Source organism: Enterobacter sp. QK-SA4 (assembly GCF_056856775.1).
On the sequence record NZ_JBXFXH010000007.1, the window covers coordinates 1,768,318 to 1,785,636 of the forward strand.

Genomic DNA, 17,319 nt, shown 5'->3' on the forward strand with positions numbered 1-17,319 from the left:
TTAACGGCTCAGACGACGCATACGTTCAGACGGGGTGATGATATCGGTGATGCGTACGCCGTATTTATCGGCAACCACCACCACTTCACCCTGGGCAATCAGATAACCGTTGATCAGAATATCCAGCGGCTCGCCGGCCAGACCGTCAAGGGCCACCACGGAACCCTGCGTCAGGCGCAGCAGTTCTTTGATGGTCATGCGGGTGCGTCCCAGCTCAACGGTCAGCTTAACCGGGATATCCATAATCAGGTCGATATCCTGCAGCGTGCCGCTGACGTCACCGCCGCCGAGCTGCTGGAATACGGCATCCGCTGCACTTTTGGCCGGGGGTGCTTTTTGCTCGTTTAACGCGTCAGCCCACAGATCGTCCAGTGCTCCGCTGTTCTCATCGGACGGATTGTTCATGTCACTCATTTGGGCTGTTCCTCATTCAGCGAATTCAAAATCGGGTTGATCAAGTGCTCAACGCGTAACGCATACTGACCGTTAATCGTGCCGTACTGGCTTGTCAGCACGGGGACACCATCCACATGGGCAATAATGCGGTCGGGTTTTTCTATCGGCAAAACATCGCCGGGTTGTAATTTCAGGATCTGAGATAACCGCAGCGGGATATCGGCGAAGCTCGCCACCAGCTCAAGCTGCGAATGCTGGACCTGGCGGACCAGGTTTTCACGCCAGTTCTGGTCTTCGTTGCGGGAGTTCTCCAGCGGCGGGTTCACCAGCAGCTCGCGCAGCGGTTCGATCATGCTGAACGGCAGGCAGATGTTGAACTCGCCGGTCAGGTTACCGATCTCCACGTGGAACGGCGTGTTAACGACGATATCGTTCGGGGAGGTGGTGATATTGGTAAATTTCACCTGCATCTCAGAACGGACGTACTCCACTTCCAGCGGGTTAATCGCTTTCCACGCGTCGCTATAAGACTCCAGCGCCAGCTTCAGCATGCGGTTAATGACGCGCTGTTCGGTGTGGGTGAATTCGCGACCTTCTACTTTGGTCGGGAAACGCCCGTCGCCGCCGAACAGGTTATCCACCGCGATGAACACCAGGCTTGGCGAAAACACCACCAGGCCGGTGCCGCGCAGCGGCTTCAGATGAATCAGGTTAAGGTTGGTTGGCACCGGCAGGTTGCGGGCAAACTCATGGTACGGCTGAATGCGGATCGCACCGACCGTGATATCCGGGCTACGACGCAGCAGGTTAAACAGCCCCATACGGAACTGACGTGCAAAACGTTCGTTAATGATCTCCAGCGCCTGCAGACGTTCACGTACCACGCGACGCTGGGTATTCGGGTCATAGGGACGAATATCGCTATCGCCGCCAATACCCGGTTGCGGATCATCATTGTTATCGCTGTCGCCGTTGAGCAGCGCATCGATTTCTGCCTGAGAAAGAATACTGTCGCCCATGTCGTTACCGCAGAATGAATGCTGTATACAGAACGTCAGTGACTTCCTGCTTAGGTTGGCCGTTTACCAGCGGGGTCGCCAGCGTTTGTTTAATGGCGTCGACCAGCTTTTGCTTACCAACATCGGTAGCCAGCGCCGAAGCGTCCTGACGAGAGAACAGCAGCAGAAGGCGGCTACGCACTTCAGGAAGGTAATCGTTCAGACGTGAACGGGTGGCTTCATCTTTCAGGCGCAGCGTAATGCCAACGTAAAGCACGCGATCCGCATCACCCAGATTGACGGTGAAGGTATCCAGCGGGAAGAACACTGGAGCCGGCGGAGGAGGTGCTTCAGCTTTGGCTGCAGCGGTGGTCGGTTCCTGCTGCATACGCCAGTAACTATAGCCCGCGGTAGCGCAGGCGGCGAGCGTGATCAACACCAGCAGCGGGATCCAGATGGAACGCTTACTTTTTTTGGTGATAGCGGAGTCAGTCATCTGATACGAGCTTCCTGTTTCGGTACAGCTTAATAAGGTGATTATCCCGTGTCCTGCTGTCGTCAAAGCGTGGAAAAGACGGGGATAATCACGCTACCTCTGGCGTTTAGGCGAAGATGTCTACGGCACTGTTACCGCGCGCTGCGGACTGCAGGGCGGCAGGGACAGGCAGCAACTCATCGCTCTCTTCAGTAAAACCGCCGTTGTTGCCGGAACGCGAAGCCTGGTGCTGCTGCTGGGATGAGGACTGCTGCTGCCCGGCAAAGCTCTCGCTGCTGACGCTGCTCTGCGCAAGCTGAATGCCGTTTTCCGCCAGCGAGGTCCGCAGTACCGGCAGCGCGGCTTCCAGCGCCGCACGAACGTGGCTGTGTGCAGAGACCATCTGCAGCTGGGCCTGGTTATCATCCAGCTTAAGCGAAATTTGCACCTGACCCAGATCTTCCGGATGCAGGCGCAGCTCGGCCGTCTGCTGGCCCTGTTTGGTGAACAGGGTGATATGCTGGCTCAGGGACTGCTGCCATTCGTGGGTCCCCAGAGGCTGGCTTAACACCGGCGCGATGGCAACGGTGGCGGCCGTCTGACTGGTCGCATGGCTGGACATAATCGGTGCCAGGGTAGCCGTCGGCGATGATGAAGAAGACGAACTGGCGAGCTCCTGCTTCTCTGTCGCCGCGGCCACGGCCGGTGTGGCCGGCGCGTTGCCCTGCAGGGCCGGCTCGTTATTTTTCACCTGGCTCTGATAAGGCGTAGAACTCTGCGCTTTATCGTGGCTTCCCGCTGACGCGTTCAGAGACGGTTGGCCCGGGCCGTTTTGCGAAAGCGTTGCTGAACCCAGGGTTGAGTTGGCGGAAACGCCGTCGCTGCCTGCCTGGTGAGAGGCGGTCGTTTGCTGGTGCGGCAGCATCGCCATCAGCGCGCTTAATCCGGCCAGCTCTTCTTCGCTCAGCTCGCTCTTACCGTCATCTTTGCCGTTTGCCGCATTGAGCGTCTTCAGCGCGTCGCCCTTAGACAGCGGCACCAGCCCGGAAACCAGCGTATCAAGCGACGCGATCGGCGACGTTTCATCGCCTTTCAGCGCGGGCTGGCTTGAGAGCAGGTCGGCAATTTTTGCCTGCAGGGTGGTATCACCTTTGGCGTCCTGTGCCACTTTTGACAGCTTACTGCCGGCGGCTTTCAGATCGGCCAGGGTTAGCGGCGCATCTTTGCCCTTGCCCGTTGCGTCCGAGAGGGCGCCCGCCAGCAGAGAGAGAAAGTCCTGTGCACCGTCGGCGCCTTTCCCCGTTTGCGTGCCGCCTGACAGGTCGCTGTCGCTCATCAGCAGTTGTTGCAGTGTGATCATTCCGGTTTCCTCATTGATGCGCGCTGGGCAAACTCATCCATTTTCTTCTGATCCAGACGGTTTTCCGCCAGGGTCGTTGCCGCGATCTGTCGGTCCTGTAAAGTCTGCCAGGCCTGCAGCCGCTGCTTCTTCTCGCGCCAGAAATTGAGCGCGGTATCGACTTTCTGGGTCCACTGGTTAAGCTGCTGGCGATGCTGATCTATCGCCTTCTCCAGCGTCTGGATAAACTGCTGATAGTTAATCCAGCGCTGGCTGCCAATGCCCTGTGTCATATCGGTATTGAGGTTGGTGCGATATTCATGCTGATAGTCGATCAACATCTTCAACTGTTCTTCAGCCTGCTGGCACCCGCGTCGCATTGCGCCTAGCTGCAATGCGGCATCATCAACTTCTTTTTCAGCCAGATCTTTCAGCGTTGATAACGCGCTGTTTTGCGCCATGACCTTCGCCCTCCACCTGTGTTACACCTGCGGGAAAATCAGCTCCAGTGCCTGAATTGAATCTTCCCAGTCGGCGCGTTCAAAAATGCCTTGTTGCAAAAATGCCTCCAGCTGTGGCCACAGGCTAATCGCCTTGTCGAGCATCGGGTCGCTGCCTTTGGCATACGCCCCCACGCTGACCAGATCGCGGTTGCGCTGGAAGCTGGAAAGCAGTTGTTTGAAGTTACGCACGCGGGCGTAGTGCTTCTCGGTTATCAGCGCCGTCATTGCACGGCTGATAGAGGCTTCAATATCGATGGCCGGATAGTGTCCGGCTTCGGCCAGACGACGCGACAGCACAATATGACCGTCAAGGATCGCGCGCGCGGAATCGGCAATCGGGTCCTGCTGGTCATCGCCTTCCGTCAGTACCGTATAGAACGCGGTGATGGAGCCGCCGCCGCTGATGCCGTTCCCCGCGCGTTCCACCAGCGCAGGGAGTTTGGCGAAGACCGAAGGCGGGTAGCCTTTGGTCGCCGGTGGCTCACCGATGGCCAGCGCGATTTCACGCTGCGCCATCGCGTAACGGGTCAGGGAATCCATGATCAGCAGCACGTGCTTGCCGCGGTCTCGAAAATCTTCGGCGATACGGGTGGCATACGCGGCACCCTGCATGCGCAGCAGCGGCGACACGTCTGCCGGTGCGGCGATGACCACCGAGCGGGCGCGGCCTTCCGCACCCAGAATGTTTTCAATAAAGTCTTTTACTTCACGACCACGTTCGCCGATCAGCCCCACGACGATCACGTCGGCCTGGGTATAGCGCGCCATCATGCCGAGCAGGACGGATTTGCCTACGCCTGAGCCGGCGAACAGGCCCATACGCTGTCCACGTCCCACGGTCAGCAGGGCGTTAATCGGGCGCACGCCGGTGTCCAGCACATGCTCGATAGGGGTACGCTGCAGGGGGTTGAACGGCTGGGTGATCAGCGCGCCGGTTTCGGTGGTGTCCGGGGAGGGCAGTCCGTCGAGCGGTTTCCCGCTGCCGTCCAGCACGCGGCCCAGCAGGGCAGGGCCAAGCGGCAGCTGTTTCCCGCTTTGCAGCCCGTCGCCAGAAATATTTTTGGCATACACGCGCGCGCCGGGCAGAATGCCTTCCACCTCTTCAAGCGGCATCAGGAACAGGCGCTGGCCGTTAAATCCGACCACTTCGCTTTCAACTTCACGCGTTTCCAGACCATCCTGACGCTCAATGACGCAGGTCGCGCCCAGCGGAAGCTGCAGGCCGGTGGCTTCGAGAACCAGGCCGGTGGCGCGCGTCAGTCGCCCATAACGACGAACGGATGGCAGTAGCGCCATCTTCGTCTCAAAGTTGTCGAGCGTGGTGAGCCAGCGGGTGAGGCGCGCGGTCATCAGACGACTCCCGGTGCCGCCAGGCGGCACAGTTCCTGCCAGCGGGTGGCGACGCTGGCATCCAGATCGCCTTCATCGGCAGAGACTTTGCAGCCGCCGTGATGTAGCGACGGGTCGCCGCGCAGACGCCAGCCGTGCAGGTTAAGCGTCGCGCCCAGGCTTTCTTCAACGCGCTGCAGGTCGTCCGGATGGACGCGCAGCTGAGGTTTCCCGCTGAACAGCGGCTCCTGCTGAAGCAGACCCTGAATTTGTTTGATAAGCGCGGTGTTATCCACCACGGGCGTCTGGCCGATGACCTGACGCGCGGCTTCCAGCGCCATCTGCATCAGTCGCGAGGCAATCACGCTGTCCAGCGCGTCCAGGGTGTGCTGAAACTCGCTGACCAGCTGCTGCATGCGGGCATGGATCGGCGCCTGCTGCTGGCGCGCCTGATCGATACCGTGCTCTAACCCTTTCGCCAGACCTTCCTGATACCCCTGCTCGTGGCCTTTCTGGCGGCCTTCGTTCAGACCGGCGTTATAGCCCTGCTCGTGCGCCTGCATTTGCAGCTGCGCCAGCATCTGGGCCTGCTGCTCCTCTTCGGTCAGCTCGGGCTGCTCGACGTCCGGGTCAAGCTCTTCGGTTGCGATGACGGCCGGCGTGAACTCGGAGAGGGGAGGCGCCAGATCGTCCGGCGTCCAGCGCTTCCAGGGCAGCTCATTAGACATAGGTGTCGTCTCCGCTGCCAATCACCATCTCGCCGGTTTCCGCCAGACGACGAACAATAAGCAGAATGGCTTTCTGTTCGTTTTCCACCTGAGACAGACGAACCGGGCCGCGGTTGGCAAGGTCGTCGCGCAGGATATCGGCCGCACGCTGAGACATGTTGCGCAGGAACTTCTCGCGCAGCGGCTGCTCGGCGCCTTTGAGGGCGATAAGCAGCGACTCGGAGTCCACTTCCTGGAGCAGGCGCTGGATGCTGCGGTCGTCCACTTCGACAAGGTTTTCGAACAGGAACATCTCGTCGATGATTTTCTGTGCCAGCTCGCCGTCGAATTCGCGAACCGCCGTAATGACGGCCTCTTCCTGCTGCGTTTTCATCAGGTTGATGATTTCCGCCGCCGTTCTCACGCCGCCCATTTTGCTGCGCTTGAGGTTCTGACCGTCGAGCAGGTTGTTCAGCACTTCGGTCAGCTCCGCCAGCGCGGCCGGCTGGACGCCGCCGAAGGTCGCGATACGCAGCATCACATCGTGACGCAGGCGTTCTTCGAACAGCGCCAGAATATCTGCCGCCTGACCGCGTTTGAGGTGGACAAGGATGGTGGCGATAATCTGCGGGTGCTCGTCGCGGATAAGGTCGGCGGCACTCTGCGGCTCCATAAAGTTGAGCGTTTCGATACCGCTGGCGGTATCGCGCGTTTCCAGAATGTCTTCCAGCAGGCTGGAGGCACGCTCTTCGCCCAGCGCCTTGACCAGCACGGAGCGCAGGTAGTCGTTGGCGTTGATGTTCAGCGCGGCAAACTGTTCGGCTTCCTGTTCAAACTCTGCCAGCACTTCGGTCAGCTGCTTGTTGGAGATCTGACGCACGTTGGCCATGGCCGCACTGAGAATTTGCACTTCTCGCTGGGAGAGGTGTTTAAACACCTCTGCCGCACGATCTTCGCCAATGGTCATCAGCAGGATGACGCTTTTATCGGTGCCCGTAAGCGTATTACTCATGTTCGTTACCCATCCACTGGCGGATGACCAGCGCTACGACGCGCGGATCGTTATCTGACATTTCGCGAATGCGCTGGCTCATCACCTCAGCGCCCATGCGCTGGTTAGCACGACGCTGCTGCAACTGTTCATCTTTGCTGAGGCGCACTTCAACCGCTTCTTCCGTTTCCTGGCGCGCATTCATCTGCTCGCGAGCCGCTTTTTCGGCTTCAGCACGGCGCTGGAGCTGCGGACGAACGCCCTTACGCCACAGCAGCCACGCGACAATCAGCACCAGCAGCCAGCGTCCTGCGGACATCAGCTGGTCGATAAACGCCTGCTGTTGCCAGAAAGGCAGTTCACCGCCGGCCTCATCAACCGAGTTGAACGGTGAGTTCACCACGTTGAGGGTATCGCCGCGCTTCTCGGAGTAACCCATCGCTTCACGGGTCAGGTTTTCAATCTGCTTCATCTGCTCGGCGGTCAACGGCAGCGGTTTGCCGTCCGCCAGCGTTTTGTAGTTAACCACTACCGCAACGGAAAGACGCTGAATATCGCCCACGTTCAGTTTAGTGTGGCGAATCGTCCGATCCACTTCGTAGTTCGTGGTTTCGTTACGGCTGCTGGTGCGCGGACCGGCGTTACTGGTCGTTGAGGTGGTCTGCTGATTATTTTGCTGACCGTTCTGCTGATTGGCCGGCGGCGTAGAGATCGGTGCCGCGTTAGCCGGGGCAGGCTGGTTAGACAGCGCGCCCGGCACGCCGCCTGGGTAGGCACCGCCGACCTGTTCGTTCGAATTGATCTGGCGTGAACGCATCACCGCCTGAGCCGGATCGCCGTTCGGGCTGTACTGCTCTTCAGTTTGTTCTTTATTCGCGAAGTCGATCTGGGCGGTTACCTGCGCGTGCACGTTACTGTTGCCCACTACCGGGCCGAGGATGGCTTCAATACGGCGCTGGAGACGGCTTTCGACATCGGCGGCATACTTCAGCTGCGCGTCATTCAGATCGCGACCGGCGGTATTGGACTGCGTCAGCAGGTGACCGCTTTGGTCGACCAGCGTCACGTTGCCCGGCGGCAGACCGGCGACGGCGCTGGAGACGAGGTGCGTCACCGCGCTGATTTGCCCTTCGTCCAGCGCGCGGCCGGGTTCAAGGTTCACGGTAACGGAAGCTGAAGGTGATTTCTGTTCGCGGACAAATAAAGAAGGTTTAGGCATCGCCAGGTGCACGCGGGCACTCTTCACCGGGCCTAATGTTTCAATGGTGCGGGCCAGTTCACCTTCCAGCGCACGCTGGTAGTTCACCTGCTCGCTGAACTGGCTGATACCGAATTTTTCCTGATCCAGCAGCTCAAAGCCAACCGCACCGCCCTTCGGCAGCCCCTGTTGAGCCAGACGCAGACGCAGCTCGTGCACCTTATCAGCCGGGACCTCAAGCGCACCGCCATTATCGGCAAAGCGATAAGGGATGTTCATCTGGGTAAGCTGGGTGACGATGGCGCCGCCATCCTGATCGGAAAGGTTGCTGTAGAGCGTCCGGTAATCAGGGCTTTTCGCCCACAGGACCATCGCTACAAGGATCGCAATTGCGGCAGCGCCTGCCACGATCAACGGGATTTTAGGATTCGCGCGAAGGCGGTTCATCCACTCGAGTGATTTATTCTGCGGCGCTGTCGATGCTGTTGCACTCATTGCGCACCTCTTAAATCCTGGTGGTTTACGTTATTCGTGTAGAGAAACAAAACTGACTCCCGGGTCGGCAAACACGACAAAAGTTCCATATTGATGGCCCTGCCATTATTTGATGATTCGTGATTTTCTATGCGTCAAATAACCTGGTTTTTTCATGCTATTTACCGCCATTATCTTATTGACAAGCTGTTAGTCTTGACCGCGTAAAAAACCATCCAGGGGAGAGTCATGGCTATACAGGGCATTGAAGGGGTAATCAGTCAGTTGCAGGCAACGGCGATGACGGCCCGTAATCAGAATGTGGCAGATCAGCAGCCGAGCATCAGCTTCGCGGGGCAACTGCATGCCGCTCTTGACCGTATCAGTGATACCCAGACCGCCGCGCGCACTCAGGCCGAAAAGTTTACCCTCGGTGAGCCGGGCGTGGCGCTGAATGATGTGATGACCGATTTGCAAAAAGCCTCGGTTTCCCTGCAGATGGGGATCCAGGTGCGTAACAAGCTGGTGTCTGCGTATCAGGAAGTCATGGGGATGCAGGTTTAAGACCTGTCGATCTTCGCTGGCAGCCGCAGCGCTTTAATGCCACAATATTTTTTTCTTCGAATGCAGGAAAGATGATGAAAAAAATAGCAATTGCTGGCGCGCTGCTGGCACTGACCGGGTGCGTTCAGGTCGATAACTATAACGACGTGATCAAGCATCCTGTCCCGGCGCATCTGGCGGGATACTGGCAGTCGAAAGGGCCGCAAAGCAACATGGTCAGCCCGAAGGCGATTGCCACGCTGGTGGTGACGGAAGAGGGCGATACGCTGGACTGCCGTCAGTGGCAGCGCGTGATTGCCGTGCCGGGTAAAATCATGCTGCGTTCAGACAGTTATTACAACGTGACGCGTAAGCTGGATATCTACCCGCTGGAGCGCGATGGCTCCACGCTTGAGTATGACGGGCTGGAGCTGCAGAAGGTCGACCGCCCAACGGTTGAGTGTACCGATTACCTGAGCAAGAATCCGCTCGAGAGTAAACTACCGTAGCCGTTTATTGCCGGGTGGCGCTGACGCTTACCCTGCGGTTAAAAGCAAAACGGCAACCTCGTTGCCGTTTTTGGTGTTTGCGCCCTCTCCCCATGGGAGAGGGACGGGGTGAGGGCATCAGGCCGCACTTTGCCAGTACTACAACGCATCCTCTATCACCCAAACGCTGACGCTTCCCCCATTACAGGTAAACGTCCCTTCGCCATCCGCCGCCGTGGTGATGGTTTCTTCGCGATTGCCGAGAAAATCCCGCCACGTTTTGTTGCCGTAGTTTTCCCCAAGACAAATCACTTTTTCACCATCATCCCCGTTCGACAGCACTACCACGCAGCCGGGATCGTCTTCCGTACCGCTGCGGCTGAAGGCGATGCAGTTTGGATGGTCGAAAAACAGCGTCTGCACGCCGTGGGCAAAACGCTGGCGCGCGAGGATCAGCTCGTGAAGCTGCTCAATCACCGGCATATCAATATGGTACGTTTCACCGTCTCCTCCCGCATCGTCATAGCTGGCGCCGAAGAGGTCCGGATAAAAGACGCTCGGCACGCCATTTTCCCGCAGCAGGATCAGCGCGTAGGCCAGCGGCTTGAACCAGGCCTCGACCGGTGCTTCAAGCGCCTGCAAAGGCTGGGTGTCATGGTTCGCGACGAGGGTGACCGCATGAAACGGATCGGCTTCTACCAGGGTGCCGGTGAAGATTTGGCCCATGTCGTAATCCCGGCCCTGACGTGACGCCTCGTGGAATTTCATCTGCAGAGGGGCATCAAACAGCATGGTTTTGCCTTCGACCTGGTCAATATAGGCCTGAAGTTTATCCACCTCATGGGACCAGTATTCCGCCACGATAAACAGCGGCTGGTCGGCGACTTCCTGGACGTGCTCAATCCACTCTTTGTAAAACCAGGCGGGAATATGCTTGACGGCGTCCAGACGAAAACCGTCGCAGCGCGTCTGTTCCATGACCCAGCGGGCCCAGTATTTGATCTCCTCGGTCACGGCGTGATTGCGAAAGTCGATATTTTCGCCCATCAGGTAATCGAAGTTGCCCATCTCATCATCAACCTGATCGTTCCAGCCTTCGCCGGTGTAGTCGTTGACGATTTTAAAGATGCCGTCTTCATCGGGGTTTTCAATATGGTCGACGCCGCTGAAGCATTTGTAGTCCCAGATAAACTGTGAGTACTGCCCGGCCCGGGCAGGGAAGGTGTAGCGAGTCCAGGCTTCGCATTCAATGACCTCGTCATCGATTTGCGTGCGGTCCTGTTCGTTCACGCGCTGAACGCGCACGGGCTCTTTTTCATCGGCGCCCATTTTGTGGTTGACCACCACGTCCAGCAGTACGGCAATGTCGTTACTTTTGAGGGCATCAATGGCCTCCAGCAGCTGCGCCTTGTCGCCGTATTTCGTGGCGATACTGCCTTTCTGGTCAAACTCGCCAAGATCGAACAGGTCATAGGTGTCATAGCCGACAGAATACCCGCCGGATGCCCCTTTACAGGCTGGCGGCAGCCAGATCATGTTGATGCCGATTTCGTTAAGATTGGGAGCTAACGCCGTGACCTCTCGCCACAATTCACCGCCAGCAGGGTAGTACCAGTGAAAACATTGTAACAGGGTGGGGTTTTTCATCATCCTTGCTCCAGAAGCCATTGGCAGACTTCTGGAGTATGGATGAAGAAATCATAGTTGTGTGTCGCGGGTAAAACTTTCTGGATAAAGAATATTCCCTGACAGCTTTCCATAGGTAGACGTGATGGATTGCTGTTTACCGGTTTGATCAATCAGATTGCGCAGTTCGTCCATGCGGACTTTCAGCAGTGCCTTTAGCGCATTCTCATTTTCAAGGATCATTTCCAGCAGCGCACGCGCTTGCTCAACCTGAGCCGGAGGGCATGACATGATGGGCGTTTGAGAAATCTTTTCCACCAGTTGAACGTAATGCATTTCCTGCTCGATAAGCGCATCCCATTGACCAGAATGTGCGAGATTTAGCATAGCAATGCTCTGAGCATGTAGCGCCTGCCAGTGGCTAAGCGCTGCGCTGGGATTATTCATCAAAATTATCCTGAAATAGAGGACGCATTGGGGCCGATTTGCTTCCACGCATCCGCAATGTTGTTTAATAAACCCTCGACTTCAACAATTGCGTCTACGTCGTTACTGACATTCGCCAGCAACAAACGTCGAACCATATATTCGTACAAGGAGGCAAGATTACCGGACAATTCGCTCTCAACCTCCATGTTCAGTCCTGCTTTCAAACCGTTGTCGATGATGTTGATGGCTTTGGATAAGGCTTCGCCTTTCTCGCGAATTTGTCCGGCTTCCATGAACAAACGCGCGCGAACAAGGGCGCTATGCGCCCCGTCGAACAACATGACAATCAGCTGGTGTGGACTGGCATTCATGACTGCGCTTTCTACTCCTATCTGCTGATAGGATTGAACACCAGAGGTCTTATACATATCCACTCCTGAAGGCTACGACTACTTTTGTGAGAACTGTTGGGTCAGGTAGTTGGCTGTACTGGTCATTTTGGTGACTAATACGTCCAGACTGGTGAACTGGGTTTTGTAACGCGCCATGGTGGCTTCAATTTGAGCATCCATGGCATCGTAACGTTCGCCCAGCGTTTTCAGCGTTTTGTTGATCCCGTCTTTCGCGTTCTGGATCACCCCGGCGCTGCCGGTACTGGTGCTGAGCATAGTGGTCAGCGTGTTGTTCATCTGGGTCGCCATACCGGTTTTCTTTCCGTCACCGACAAAATACTGCTGTACGGCGTTCGGGTTGTCGGTCAGCGCTTTTTTCAGCTTATCGGTATCGACTTTCAGGTTACCGACGGTACCGTCCGAGCCTTTCACCGGGTCCTGGGTGATCCCCAGCTGGGCCATGATCTGAATGGAGCCGGTCTGCACTTCGGTCAGCAGGCCGCGCAGCTGGGACTGAACCCCGCGCACGTTCGCATCACCGACCAGCGCACCGTTGCTGGTAGACTGGCTGCCGGCGCCTGCATCAACCGGAACATACTTCGTCAGGCTGTTAATGGTGGACTGCAGCGAGTTATACGCCGTGACCCAGTCGGTGATCGCCTTCTGGTTCGCATCCGTTGCGCGTGAAACCTCAAGAGTTTCATCGGCTTTGCTCTCGGCCTTCACCGAGAAGGTCACCCCAGGCAGCGCATCGGTAATGGTATTCGACTGGCGCTCGATGGAGATGTTGTTCACCACCACAATCGCGTTCTGCGCGTCGGTGTTGACCGTCAGCGCGCCCGTTTTGGTGGTTGAATCATAACCAATGGCGCTTTGCAGCTTGGCGTCGCCGGTAACGCTTACCGTCATCGCACCATCCGTACCGGTGGTTTTGGATGACAGCATCAGGCGGTAATCACCGTCTTTCGCTTTAATGACGCTGGCGGTGACGTTGCCGTTCGCTTTATTAATGGCGCTCGCGATGCCGGCCAGCGACGTATCGCCATCCGCCAGGGTGACCTCTAAAGGCGTTTTCGTGCCCGGCTGGGTGATGGTGATTTTACGCGTTGTACCTGTCGTATCGCCCAGCAGATCCGTGTTGTTTGCATAAGAGCCGGTAGTGAGTGCCTGCGCCTTTGCAACCTGGTTAACGTTGACAACAAAGGAACCCACGGACGCGTCAGCCGTTGTCGTGGCGGTAAAGGCCGTGTTGGTGCTGCTAACGGACGTTGAGTTCCAGGTGGTTGCTTTACCCAGTGCAGCCGTGGCAGTCTGCAGCGATGTCATGGCGCTCTGCAGTTTGCCGTAAGCGCTTAACTGTGCGTTATACGTTGATTGCTGGGAAGTAATCGTCGTCAGCTTGGTTTTCTCTGCCGCTTCCAACTGATTATATAAATCCCCGAGTCCTGCAGAACCTATCCCGAGGTTACTGATAGTAGCCATGCATATTTTCCTTAAATACGAAAGTAGTTCAGGACTCTTATCGGCCTCTTAAAGTAAAAGTTTACGATCGTGAGAAAAAAATAATCCAAAGAATAGGCGCGTCCTGGCGGGGTAAATGAAAGGATTGCACTTTAGTGTCATTATCAGCGCATTGAAAACATGAAAAAGTGTGTGCCTTTTTTGTCATCTCTTTGAGCGTTAAAAAAGCGTAAATAATAAGCCTCTGGCAGACCTTAATTGATTTTTTAAAAATAAAATCATTAATAATTAGTATGTTATAATTTTTTCAAAATTGATTCTAAAGTCTTTTGGGGACCCGTCGATAACCTTGTTGACGGTGAGAGACGCTGTGAGTGTTAGGCACCGGACCTAAAACCCAATTTTTGAAGGAAACAAAATTATGGCAGTTATCAATACTAACCTGTTGTCCCTGACCACTCAGAACAACCTGAACAAATCTCAGTCTTCTCTGGGCACTGCTATCGAGCGTCTGTCTTCCGGTCTGCGTATTAACAGCGCGAAAGACGATGCTGCTGGCCAGGCGATTGCAAACCGCATGACCGCTCAGATCAAAGGGATGACTCAGGCAGCGCGTAACGCCAACGACGGTATCTCCATGGCGCAGACTGCTGAAGGTTCTCTGAACGAAATCAACAACAACCTGCAGCGCGTTCGTGAACTGGCTGTTCAGGCAAGCAACGGCACCAACAGCGCATCTGACCTGGCTTCTCTGCAGGATGAAGTTACCGCTCGTCTGGCTGAAATCGACCGCGTTGCGGGCAAAACTGACTTCAACGGCATCAAACTGCTGGACGGCACTGCAGGTACTGCTGGTGTGGTTAAAATTCAGGTTGGCGTTAACGACGGCGACACCATCAACCTGGATCTGAGCGGCGCTAAAGCTGACTCTACTACTCTGGGCGTGAACGCTATCGACCTGAAAGCAATGACCGCTACCGACCTGAACACCATCGACAAAGCTATCGCTACCGTTGATAAAGCACGTTCTGGTCTGGGTGCTGTGCAGAACCGTTTCACTTCTGCAATCAACAACCTGAACAACACCTCTAACAACCTGTCTGCTGCTCAGTCCCGTATCCAGGACGCTGACTACGCAACTGAAGTTTCCAACATGTCCCGCGCGCAGATCCTGCAGCAGGCTGGTACTTCTGTTCTGTCTCAGGCAAACCAGGTTCCACAGACCGTTCTGTCTCTGCTGCGTTAATTTTACGCGTGAAACCCCGCTTCGGCGGGGTTTTTTTATCTCTGCTATTTGAGAATCCGCCTGTGAAACAAATCAGTGTCACTCAACCAAAGCTGGTCGCAGATTTTTCATGTGTCGGTGGGGAATGCCGTGAACATTGTTGCCAGGGCTGGACCATCGCGTTTGATAAATCCTCCGTTAACCGCTACCTGAACAGTAAAAATGCCGCCATTCGTCAGACGGCGAAAACGGCGATAAAAGTCACCAAAAAGCAGTATGGCAACTGGGGCGAGGTGATTTTCCATACGGAAAGTAAAAACTGCCCGTTTATGGATACGGAAAAACTCTGTTCTATTCATAGCGCCATGGGCGCCCAGGCCTTAAGCCCAACCTGTTCGTCGTTCCCGCGGACAAACCGGGTCTATAAAAATGAAATCGAAAAATCGCTGAACCTCTCGTGTCCGGAAGTGACCCGACTTCTGTTGAACGATCGAGAGTCTATGTCGATAATGGAATCCATTAGCGTCCAGCAGGACGTCAATAATGCGCCGATGATTGATTTGAAGGCCAAGGTCATCAATCTCTTCTGCCAGAATATTTTCAGCGTTGAGGGCGTCAGCGTTGAAGAGCAGGTTTACGCCGTAGTGAAATTCCTCATGGTGGCTGAAAAGCTCGATAACATCGCAGAGAATATCGGCACGCTCGAAACGGTCTATTTCTCGCTGGTTAACGAGCTGGTGAGCGGTAAAATCAAAACGGAATTAGGCGGATTTAATCAGAACTACAGCCTGAAATTCGCGTTAATTTCGCTCATCCAGAGCTACTTCACGAAGAAAGTGACAGCCCGCGGCGGTGCGGTATTAAACCGTTATTTTACCCAGCTTTATCAACAATTTGAGTCTGCGGGCGACACCGTCCCGGCTGAGAAGGTCATGGAGAACATCGAGTCTGTCTGGCGCGATGTGGCGGGCAGTTACCTGGCGACCAATGACCATTTATTTAAGAACTTTTTTAAATACAAACTCTGGGAGCAGGGCTTCCCGCAGAACAATGGCCGCAGCATGTTGAATAATCTTTATTTAATCGTTGCGGAGTTCTATTTCCTTAAAACGTTACTTGCCGGTCAGGCGATCGTGGCGGGGAAAATTGAACAAGATAATATTATTGATGTTATTTACAGCTTTCACTCCCTTAGCCAGCATAATCAGGAAGCGGGAAAGCTCTTTCATCAACATATAGATAGCGTCAAACTGGGCGACGATCTTTCATTGTTACAACTGTTAATTTAGCCAGAAAAGTTGCCCCTGTTGTGGGCAACCTCAGAATAACCTCACTTTATCCCCCTTTTTCATCCAATTGAACGCCCTGCAGAATCGGATAATCATGCCGATAACTCAACTAACGCAGGGCTGTTTATCGTGAATTCACTCTATACCGCTGAAGGTGTAATGGATAAACACTCGCTGTGGCAGCGTTATGTCCCGCTGGTGCGTCACGAAGCATTGCGCCTCCAGGTGCGCTTGCCGGCGAGCGTGGAACTCGACGATCTGCTACAGGCGGGCGGTATCGGGTTATTGAATGCAGTTGACCGATACGACGCTCTGCAAGGAACGGCATTTACGACTTACGCAGTTCAGCGTATTCGTGGTGCGATGCTGGACGAGCTGCGCAGCCGCGACTGGGTGCCGCGCAGCGTTCGCCGCAACGCGCGCGAAGTGGCGCATGCGATGGGGCAGCTGGAACAGGAACTGGGACGTAACGCAACGGAAACCGAAGTGGCGGAACGTCTTGGCATTGCTGTTGAAGAGTATCGTCAGATGTTGCTCGATACCAATAATAGCCAACTCTTCTCATATGACGAGTGGCGAGAAGAGCATGGCGATAGCATTGAGCTGGTGACGGACGAGCACCAGCAGGAAAACCCGTTACACCATTTAATGGAAGGGAATTTACGCCAGCGCGTCATGGAGGCTATTGAAGCTCTGCCTGAACGCGAGCAGCTGGTATTGACCCTTTATTACCAGGAAGAGCTTAACCTCAAAGAGATTGGCGCTGTTCTGGAGGTGGGAGAGTCGCGGGTGAGCCAGCTGCACAGCCAGGCCATTAAACGCTTACGAACCAAGCTGGGTAAGTTATAGGTGATTGATTCACCTTAAAAATGCCGCACAACGTATTGACAACCAGGAGTTATCATGACGGTGCAGCAATCTAAAAGACGGCCTTTAAGCCGCTACCTGAAAGACTTTAAACACAGCCAGACGCATTGCGCCCACTGTAACAAGTTACTCGATCGTATCACGCTGGTTCGCCGGGGCGAAATCGTCAATAAGATTGCGATTTCGCGTCTCGACACGTTGATGGACGAAGCAGCATGGCTCGAAGAGCAAAAAGAGTGGGTGGCGCTTTGCCGTTTCTGTGGGGATCTCCACTGCAAAGAGCAAAGCGACTTCTTCGATATTATCGGCTTCAAGCAGTTCCTGTTTGAACAAACGGAGATGAGCCACGGCACCGTTCGCGAATATGTCGTTCGCCTGCGCCGCCTTGGGCAACATCTGACCGTAAACAATATTTCTCGCGATCTGCTGAAAACCGGTTATCTGGATGAAAATCTGGAGCCGTGGCTGCCTGCGACCAGCACCAATAACTACCGAATTGCGCTGCGCAAGTATGCGCAATACAAGGTGCAAATGCCGGGTGCCATAAAGCAGAAAGCCCACGCCGGAACAACTTCTGATATATATTAAA

Annotated in this window: 19 protein-coding genes; 6 read left to right on the forward strand and 13 right to left on the reverse strand. The window is 55.4% G+C overall.

Translation table 11 applies throughout. The annotated features are described in order from the left end of the window. From fliN to fliF, 9 genes are all read right to left on the reverse strand, one after another. Positions 1 to 414 carry a flagellar motor switch protein FliN gene (gene fliN / locus AC1VYI_RS09950; protein ID WP_023312308.1) on the reverse strand — a complete coding sequence of 138 codons (414 nt, stop codon included), beginning with the start codon at positions 412 to 414 and terminating at the stop codon, positions 1 to 3. Beyond that, on the reverse strand, positions 411 to 1,415 hold the full coding sequence (gene fliM, locus AC1VYI_RS09955; RefSeq protein WP_023312307.1) for a flagellar motor switch protein FliM: 1,005 nt from the start codon (positions 1,413 to 1,415) through the stop codon (positions 411 to 413). Before fliM ends, fliN begins: the two co-directional genes overlap by 4 nt. Before the next feature lie 4 nt (positions 1,416 to 1,419). Beyond that, positions 1,420 to 1,890 (reverse strand): flagellar basal body-associated protein FliL, encoded by a 471-nt coding sequence (gene fliL, locus AC1VYI_RS09960; protein ID WP_023312306.1) that lies wholly within the window; start codon positions 1,888 to 1,890, stop codon positions 1,420 to 1,422. Between the two features lie 106 nt (positions 1,891 to 1,996). Continuing rightward, positions 1,997 to 3,229: a flagellar hook length control protein FliK gene (gene fliK, locus AC1VYI_RS09965; protein WP_134865988.1), complete on the reverse strand. Its 1,233-nt coding sequence runs from the start codon at positions 3,227 to 3,229 to the stop codon at positions 1,997 to 1,999. Beyond that, positions 3,226 to 3,669 carry a flagellar export protein FliJ gene (gene fliJ / locus AC1VYI_RS09970; protein WP_023312304.1) on the reverse strand — a complete coding sequence of 148 codons (444 nt, stop codon included), beginning with the start codon at positions 3,667 to 3,669 and terminating at the stop codon, positions 3,226 to 3,228. The genes fliK and fliJ overlap by 4 nt, the downstream gene beginning before the upstream one ends. Positions 3,670 to 3,690: 21 nt before the next feature. Continuing rightward, positions 3,691 to 5,061 (reverse strand): flagellar protein export ATPase FliI, encoded by a 1,371-nt coding sequence (gene fliI / locus AC1VYI_RS09975; RefSeq protein ID WP_023312303.1) that lies wholly within the window; start codon positions 5,059 to 5,061, stop codon positions 3,691 to 3,693. Further along, positions 5,061 to 5,768 (reverse strand): flagellar assembly protein FliH, encoded by a 708-nt coding sequence (fliH, locus tag AC1VYI_RS09980; RefSeq protein WP_023312302.1) that lies wholly within the window; start codon positions 5,766 to 5,768, stop codon positions 5,061 to 5,063. Before fliH ends, fliI begins: the two co-directional genes overlap by 1 nt. Next, a complete protein-coding gene (gene fliG, locus AC1VYI_RS09985) occupies positions 5,761 to 6,759 on the reverse strand; it encodes a flagellar motor switch protein FliG (RefSeq protein ID WP_023312301.1) in 999 nt (332 codons plus the stop codon). The genes fliH and fliG overlap by 8 nt, the downstream gene beginning before the upstream one ends. Next, positions 6,752 to 8,431, reverse strand: coding sequence for a flagellar basal-body MS-ring/collar protein FliF (gene fliF, locus AC1VYI_RS09990; protein WP_134865989.1), 1,680 nt, complete (start codon positions 8,429 to 8,431; stop codon positions 6,752 to 6,754). The genes fliG and fliF overlap by 8 nt, the downstream gene beginning before the upstream one ends. 228 nt (positions 8,432 to 8,659) lie before the next feature. On the opposite strand from fliF, the gene fliE reads away from it, so the two are divergent. Beyond that, positions 8,660 to 8,974 (forward strand): flagellar hook-basal body complex protein FliE, encoded by a 315-nt coding sequence (gene fliE / locus AC1VYI_RS09995; protein ID WP_008500329.1) that lies wholly within the window; start codon positions 8,660 to 8,662, stop codon positions 8,972 to 8,974. Between the two features lie 74 nt (positions 8,975 to 9,048). Then, the gene (gene yedD / locus AC1VYI_RS10000) at positions 9,049 to 9,462 is read left to right on the forward strand and encodes a lipoprotein YedD (RefSeq protein ID WP_134867361.1); all 414 of its coding nucleotides are present in this window, start codon (positions 9,049 to 9,051) and stop codon (positions 9,460 to 9,462) included. Positions 9,463 to 9,600: 138 nt separating this feature from the next. Here yedD and amyA read toward each other — a convergent pair whose 3' ends face one another. Genes amyA through fliD form a run of 4 tightly spaced genes read right to left on the reverse strand, consistent with a single transcriptional unit; the run spans position 9,601 to position 13,370 of the window. Beyond that, positions 9,601 to 11,088: an alpha-amylase gene (gene amyA, locus AC1VYI_RS10005; protein WP_134867362.1), complete on the reverse strand. Its 1,488-nt coding sequence runs from the start codon at positions 11,086 to 11,088 to the stop codon at positions 9,601 to 9,603. Positions 11,089 to 11,139: 51 nt separating this feature from the next. Further along, positions 11,140 to 11,514: a flagella biosynthesis regulatory protein FliT gene (gene fliT / locus AC1VYI_RS10010; protein WP_023312297.1), complete on the reverse strand. Its 375-nt coding sequence runs from the start codon at positions 11,512 to 11,514 to the stop codon at positions 11,140 to 11,142. A gap of 5 nt (positions 11,515 to 11,519) precedes the next feature. Beyond that, positions 11,520 to 11,924 carry a flagellar export chaperone FliS gene (gene fliS, locus AC1VYI_RS10015; RefSeq protein ID WP_023312296.1) on the reverse strand — a complete coding sequence of 135 codons (405 nt, stop codon included), beginning with the start codon at positions 11,922 to 11,924 and terminating at the stop codon, positions 11,520 to 11,522. A 21-nt stretch (positions 11,925 to 11,945) separates the two neighbouring features. Then, the gene (gene fliD, locus AC1VYI_RS10020) at positions 11,946 to 13,370 is read right to left on the reverse strand and encodes a flagellar filament capping protein FliD (RefSeq protein ID WP_134866036.1); all 1,425 of its coding nucleotides are present in this window, start codon (positions 13,368 to 13,370) and stop codon (positions 11,946 to 11,948) included. Positions 13,371 to 13,770: 400 nt separating this feature from the next. Here fliD and AC1VYI_RS10025 point away from each other — a divergent pair, with 400 nt between their 5' ends. The 4 genes from AC1VYI_RS10025 (at position 13,771) to fliZ (ending at position 17,318) form a co-directional block, all read left to right on the forward strand. Next, positions 13,771 to 14,595 (forward strand): flagellin N-terminal helical domain-containing protein, encoded by an 825-nt coding sequence (locus AC1VYI_RS10025; RefSeq protein ID WP_023312294.1) that lies wholly within the window; start codon positions 13,771 to 13,773, stop codon positions 14,593 to 14,595. 62 nt (positions 14,596 to 14,657) lie between these two features. Continuing rightward, a complete protein-coding gene (fliB, locus tag AC1VYI_RS10030) occupies positions 14,658 to 15,863 on the forward strand; it encodes a flagellin lysine-N-methylase (protein ID WP_134866037.1) in 1,206 nt (401 codons plus the stop codon). A gap of 129 nt (positions 15,864 to 15,992) precedes the next feature. Continuing rightward, positions 15,993 to 16,712: an RNA polymerase sigma factor FliA gene (locus AC1VYI_RS10035; RefSeq protein ID WP_014170714.1), complete on the forward strand. Its 720-nt coding sequence runs from the start codon at positions 15,993 to 15,995 to the stop codon at positions 16,710 to 16,712. 54 nt (positions 16,713 to 16,766) lie between these two features. Then, on the forward strand, positions 16,767 to 17,318 hold the full coding sequence (gene fliZ / locus AC1VYI_RS10040) for a flagella biosynthesis regulatory protein FliZ (protein ID WP_008500339.1): 552 nt from the start codon (positions 16,767 to 16,769) through the stop codon (positions 17,316 to 17,318). Position 17,319: the final 1 nt, after the last annotated feature.

Excerpts from the sequence above, each read along its gene's own strand:
- fliK (WP_134865988.1), bottom strand. The coding sequence starts at position 3,229 with ATGATCACACTGCAACAACTGCTGATGAGCGACAGCGACCTGTCAGGC.
- fliN (WP_023312308.1), bottom strand. The coding sequence starts at position 414 with ATGAGTGACATGAACAATCCGTCCGATGAGAACAGCGGAGCACTGGAC.
- fliD (WP_134866036.1), bottom strand. The coding sequence starts at position 13,370 with ATGGCTACTATCAGTAACCTCGGGATAGGTTCTGCAGGACTCGGGGAT.
- fliJ (WP_023312304.1), bottom strand. The coding sequence starts at position 3,669 with ATGGCGCAAAACAGCGCGTTATCAACGCTGAAAGATCTGGCTGAAAAA.
- fliS (WP_023312296.1), bottom strand. The coding sequence starts at position 11,924 with ATGTATAAGACCTCTGGTGTTCAATCCTATCAGCAGATAGGAGTAGAA.
- fliL (WP_023312306.1), bottom strand. The coding sequence starts at position 1,890 with ATGACTGACTCCGCTATCACCAAAAAAAGTAAGCGTTCCATCTGGATC.
- yedD (WP_134867361.1), top strand. The coding sequence starts at position 9,049 with ATGAAAAAAATAGCAATTGCTGGCGCGCTGCTGGCACTGACCGGGTGC.
- fliE (WP_008500329.1), top strand. The coding sequence starts at position 8,660 with ATGGCTATACAGGGCATTGAAGGGGTAATCAGTCAGTTGCAGGCAACG.
- fliF (WP_134865989.1), bottom strand. The coding sequence starts at position 8,431 with ATGAGTGCAACAGCATCGACAGCGCCGCAGAATAAATCACTCGAGTGG.
- fliT (WP_023312297.1), bottom strand. The coding sequence starts at position 11,514 with ATGAATAATCCCAGCGCAGCGCTTAGCCACTGGCAGGCGCTACATGCT.
- fliH (WP_023312302.1), bottom strand. The coding sequence starts at position 5,768 with ATGTCTAATGAGCTGCCCTGGAAGCGCTGGACGCCGGACGATCTGGCG.
- fliG (WP_023312301.1), bottom strand. The coding sequence starts at position 6,759 with ATGAGTAATACGCTTACGGGCACCGATAAAAGCGTCATCCTGCTGATG.
- fliZ (WP_008500339.1), top strand. The coding sequence starts at position 16,767 with ATGACGGTGCAGCAATCTAAAAGACGGCCTTTAAGCCGCTACCTGAAA.
- amyA (WP_134867362.1), bottom strand. The coding sequence starts at position 11,088 with ATGAAAAACCCCACCCTGTTACAATGTTTTCACTGGTACTACCCTGCT.
- fliI (WP_023312303.1), bottom strand. The coding sequence starts at position 5,061 with ATGACCGCGCGCCTCACCCGCTGGCTCACCACGCTCGACAACTTTGAG.
- AC1VYI_RS10025 (WP_023312294.1), top strand. The coding sequence starts at position 13,771 with ATGGCAGTTATCAATACTAACCTGTTGTCCCTGACCACTCAGAACAAC.
- fliM (WP_023312307.1), bottom strand. The coding sequence starts at position 1,415 with ATGGGCGACAGTATTCTTTCTCAGGCAGAAATCGATGCGCTGCTCAAC.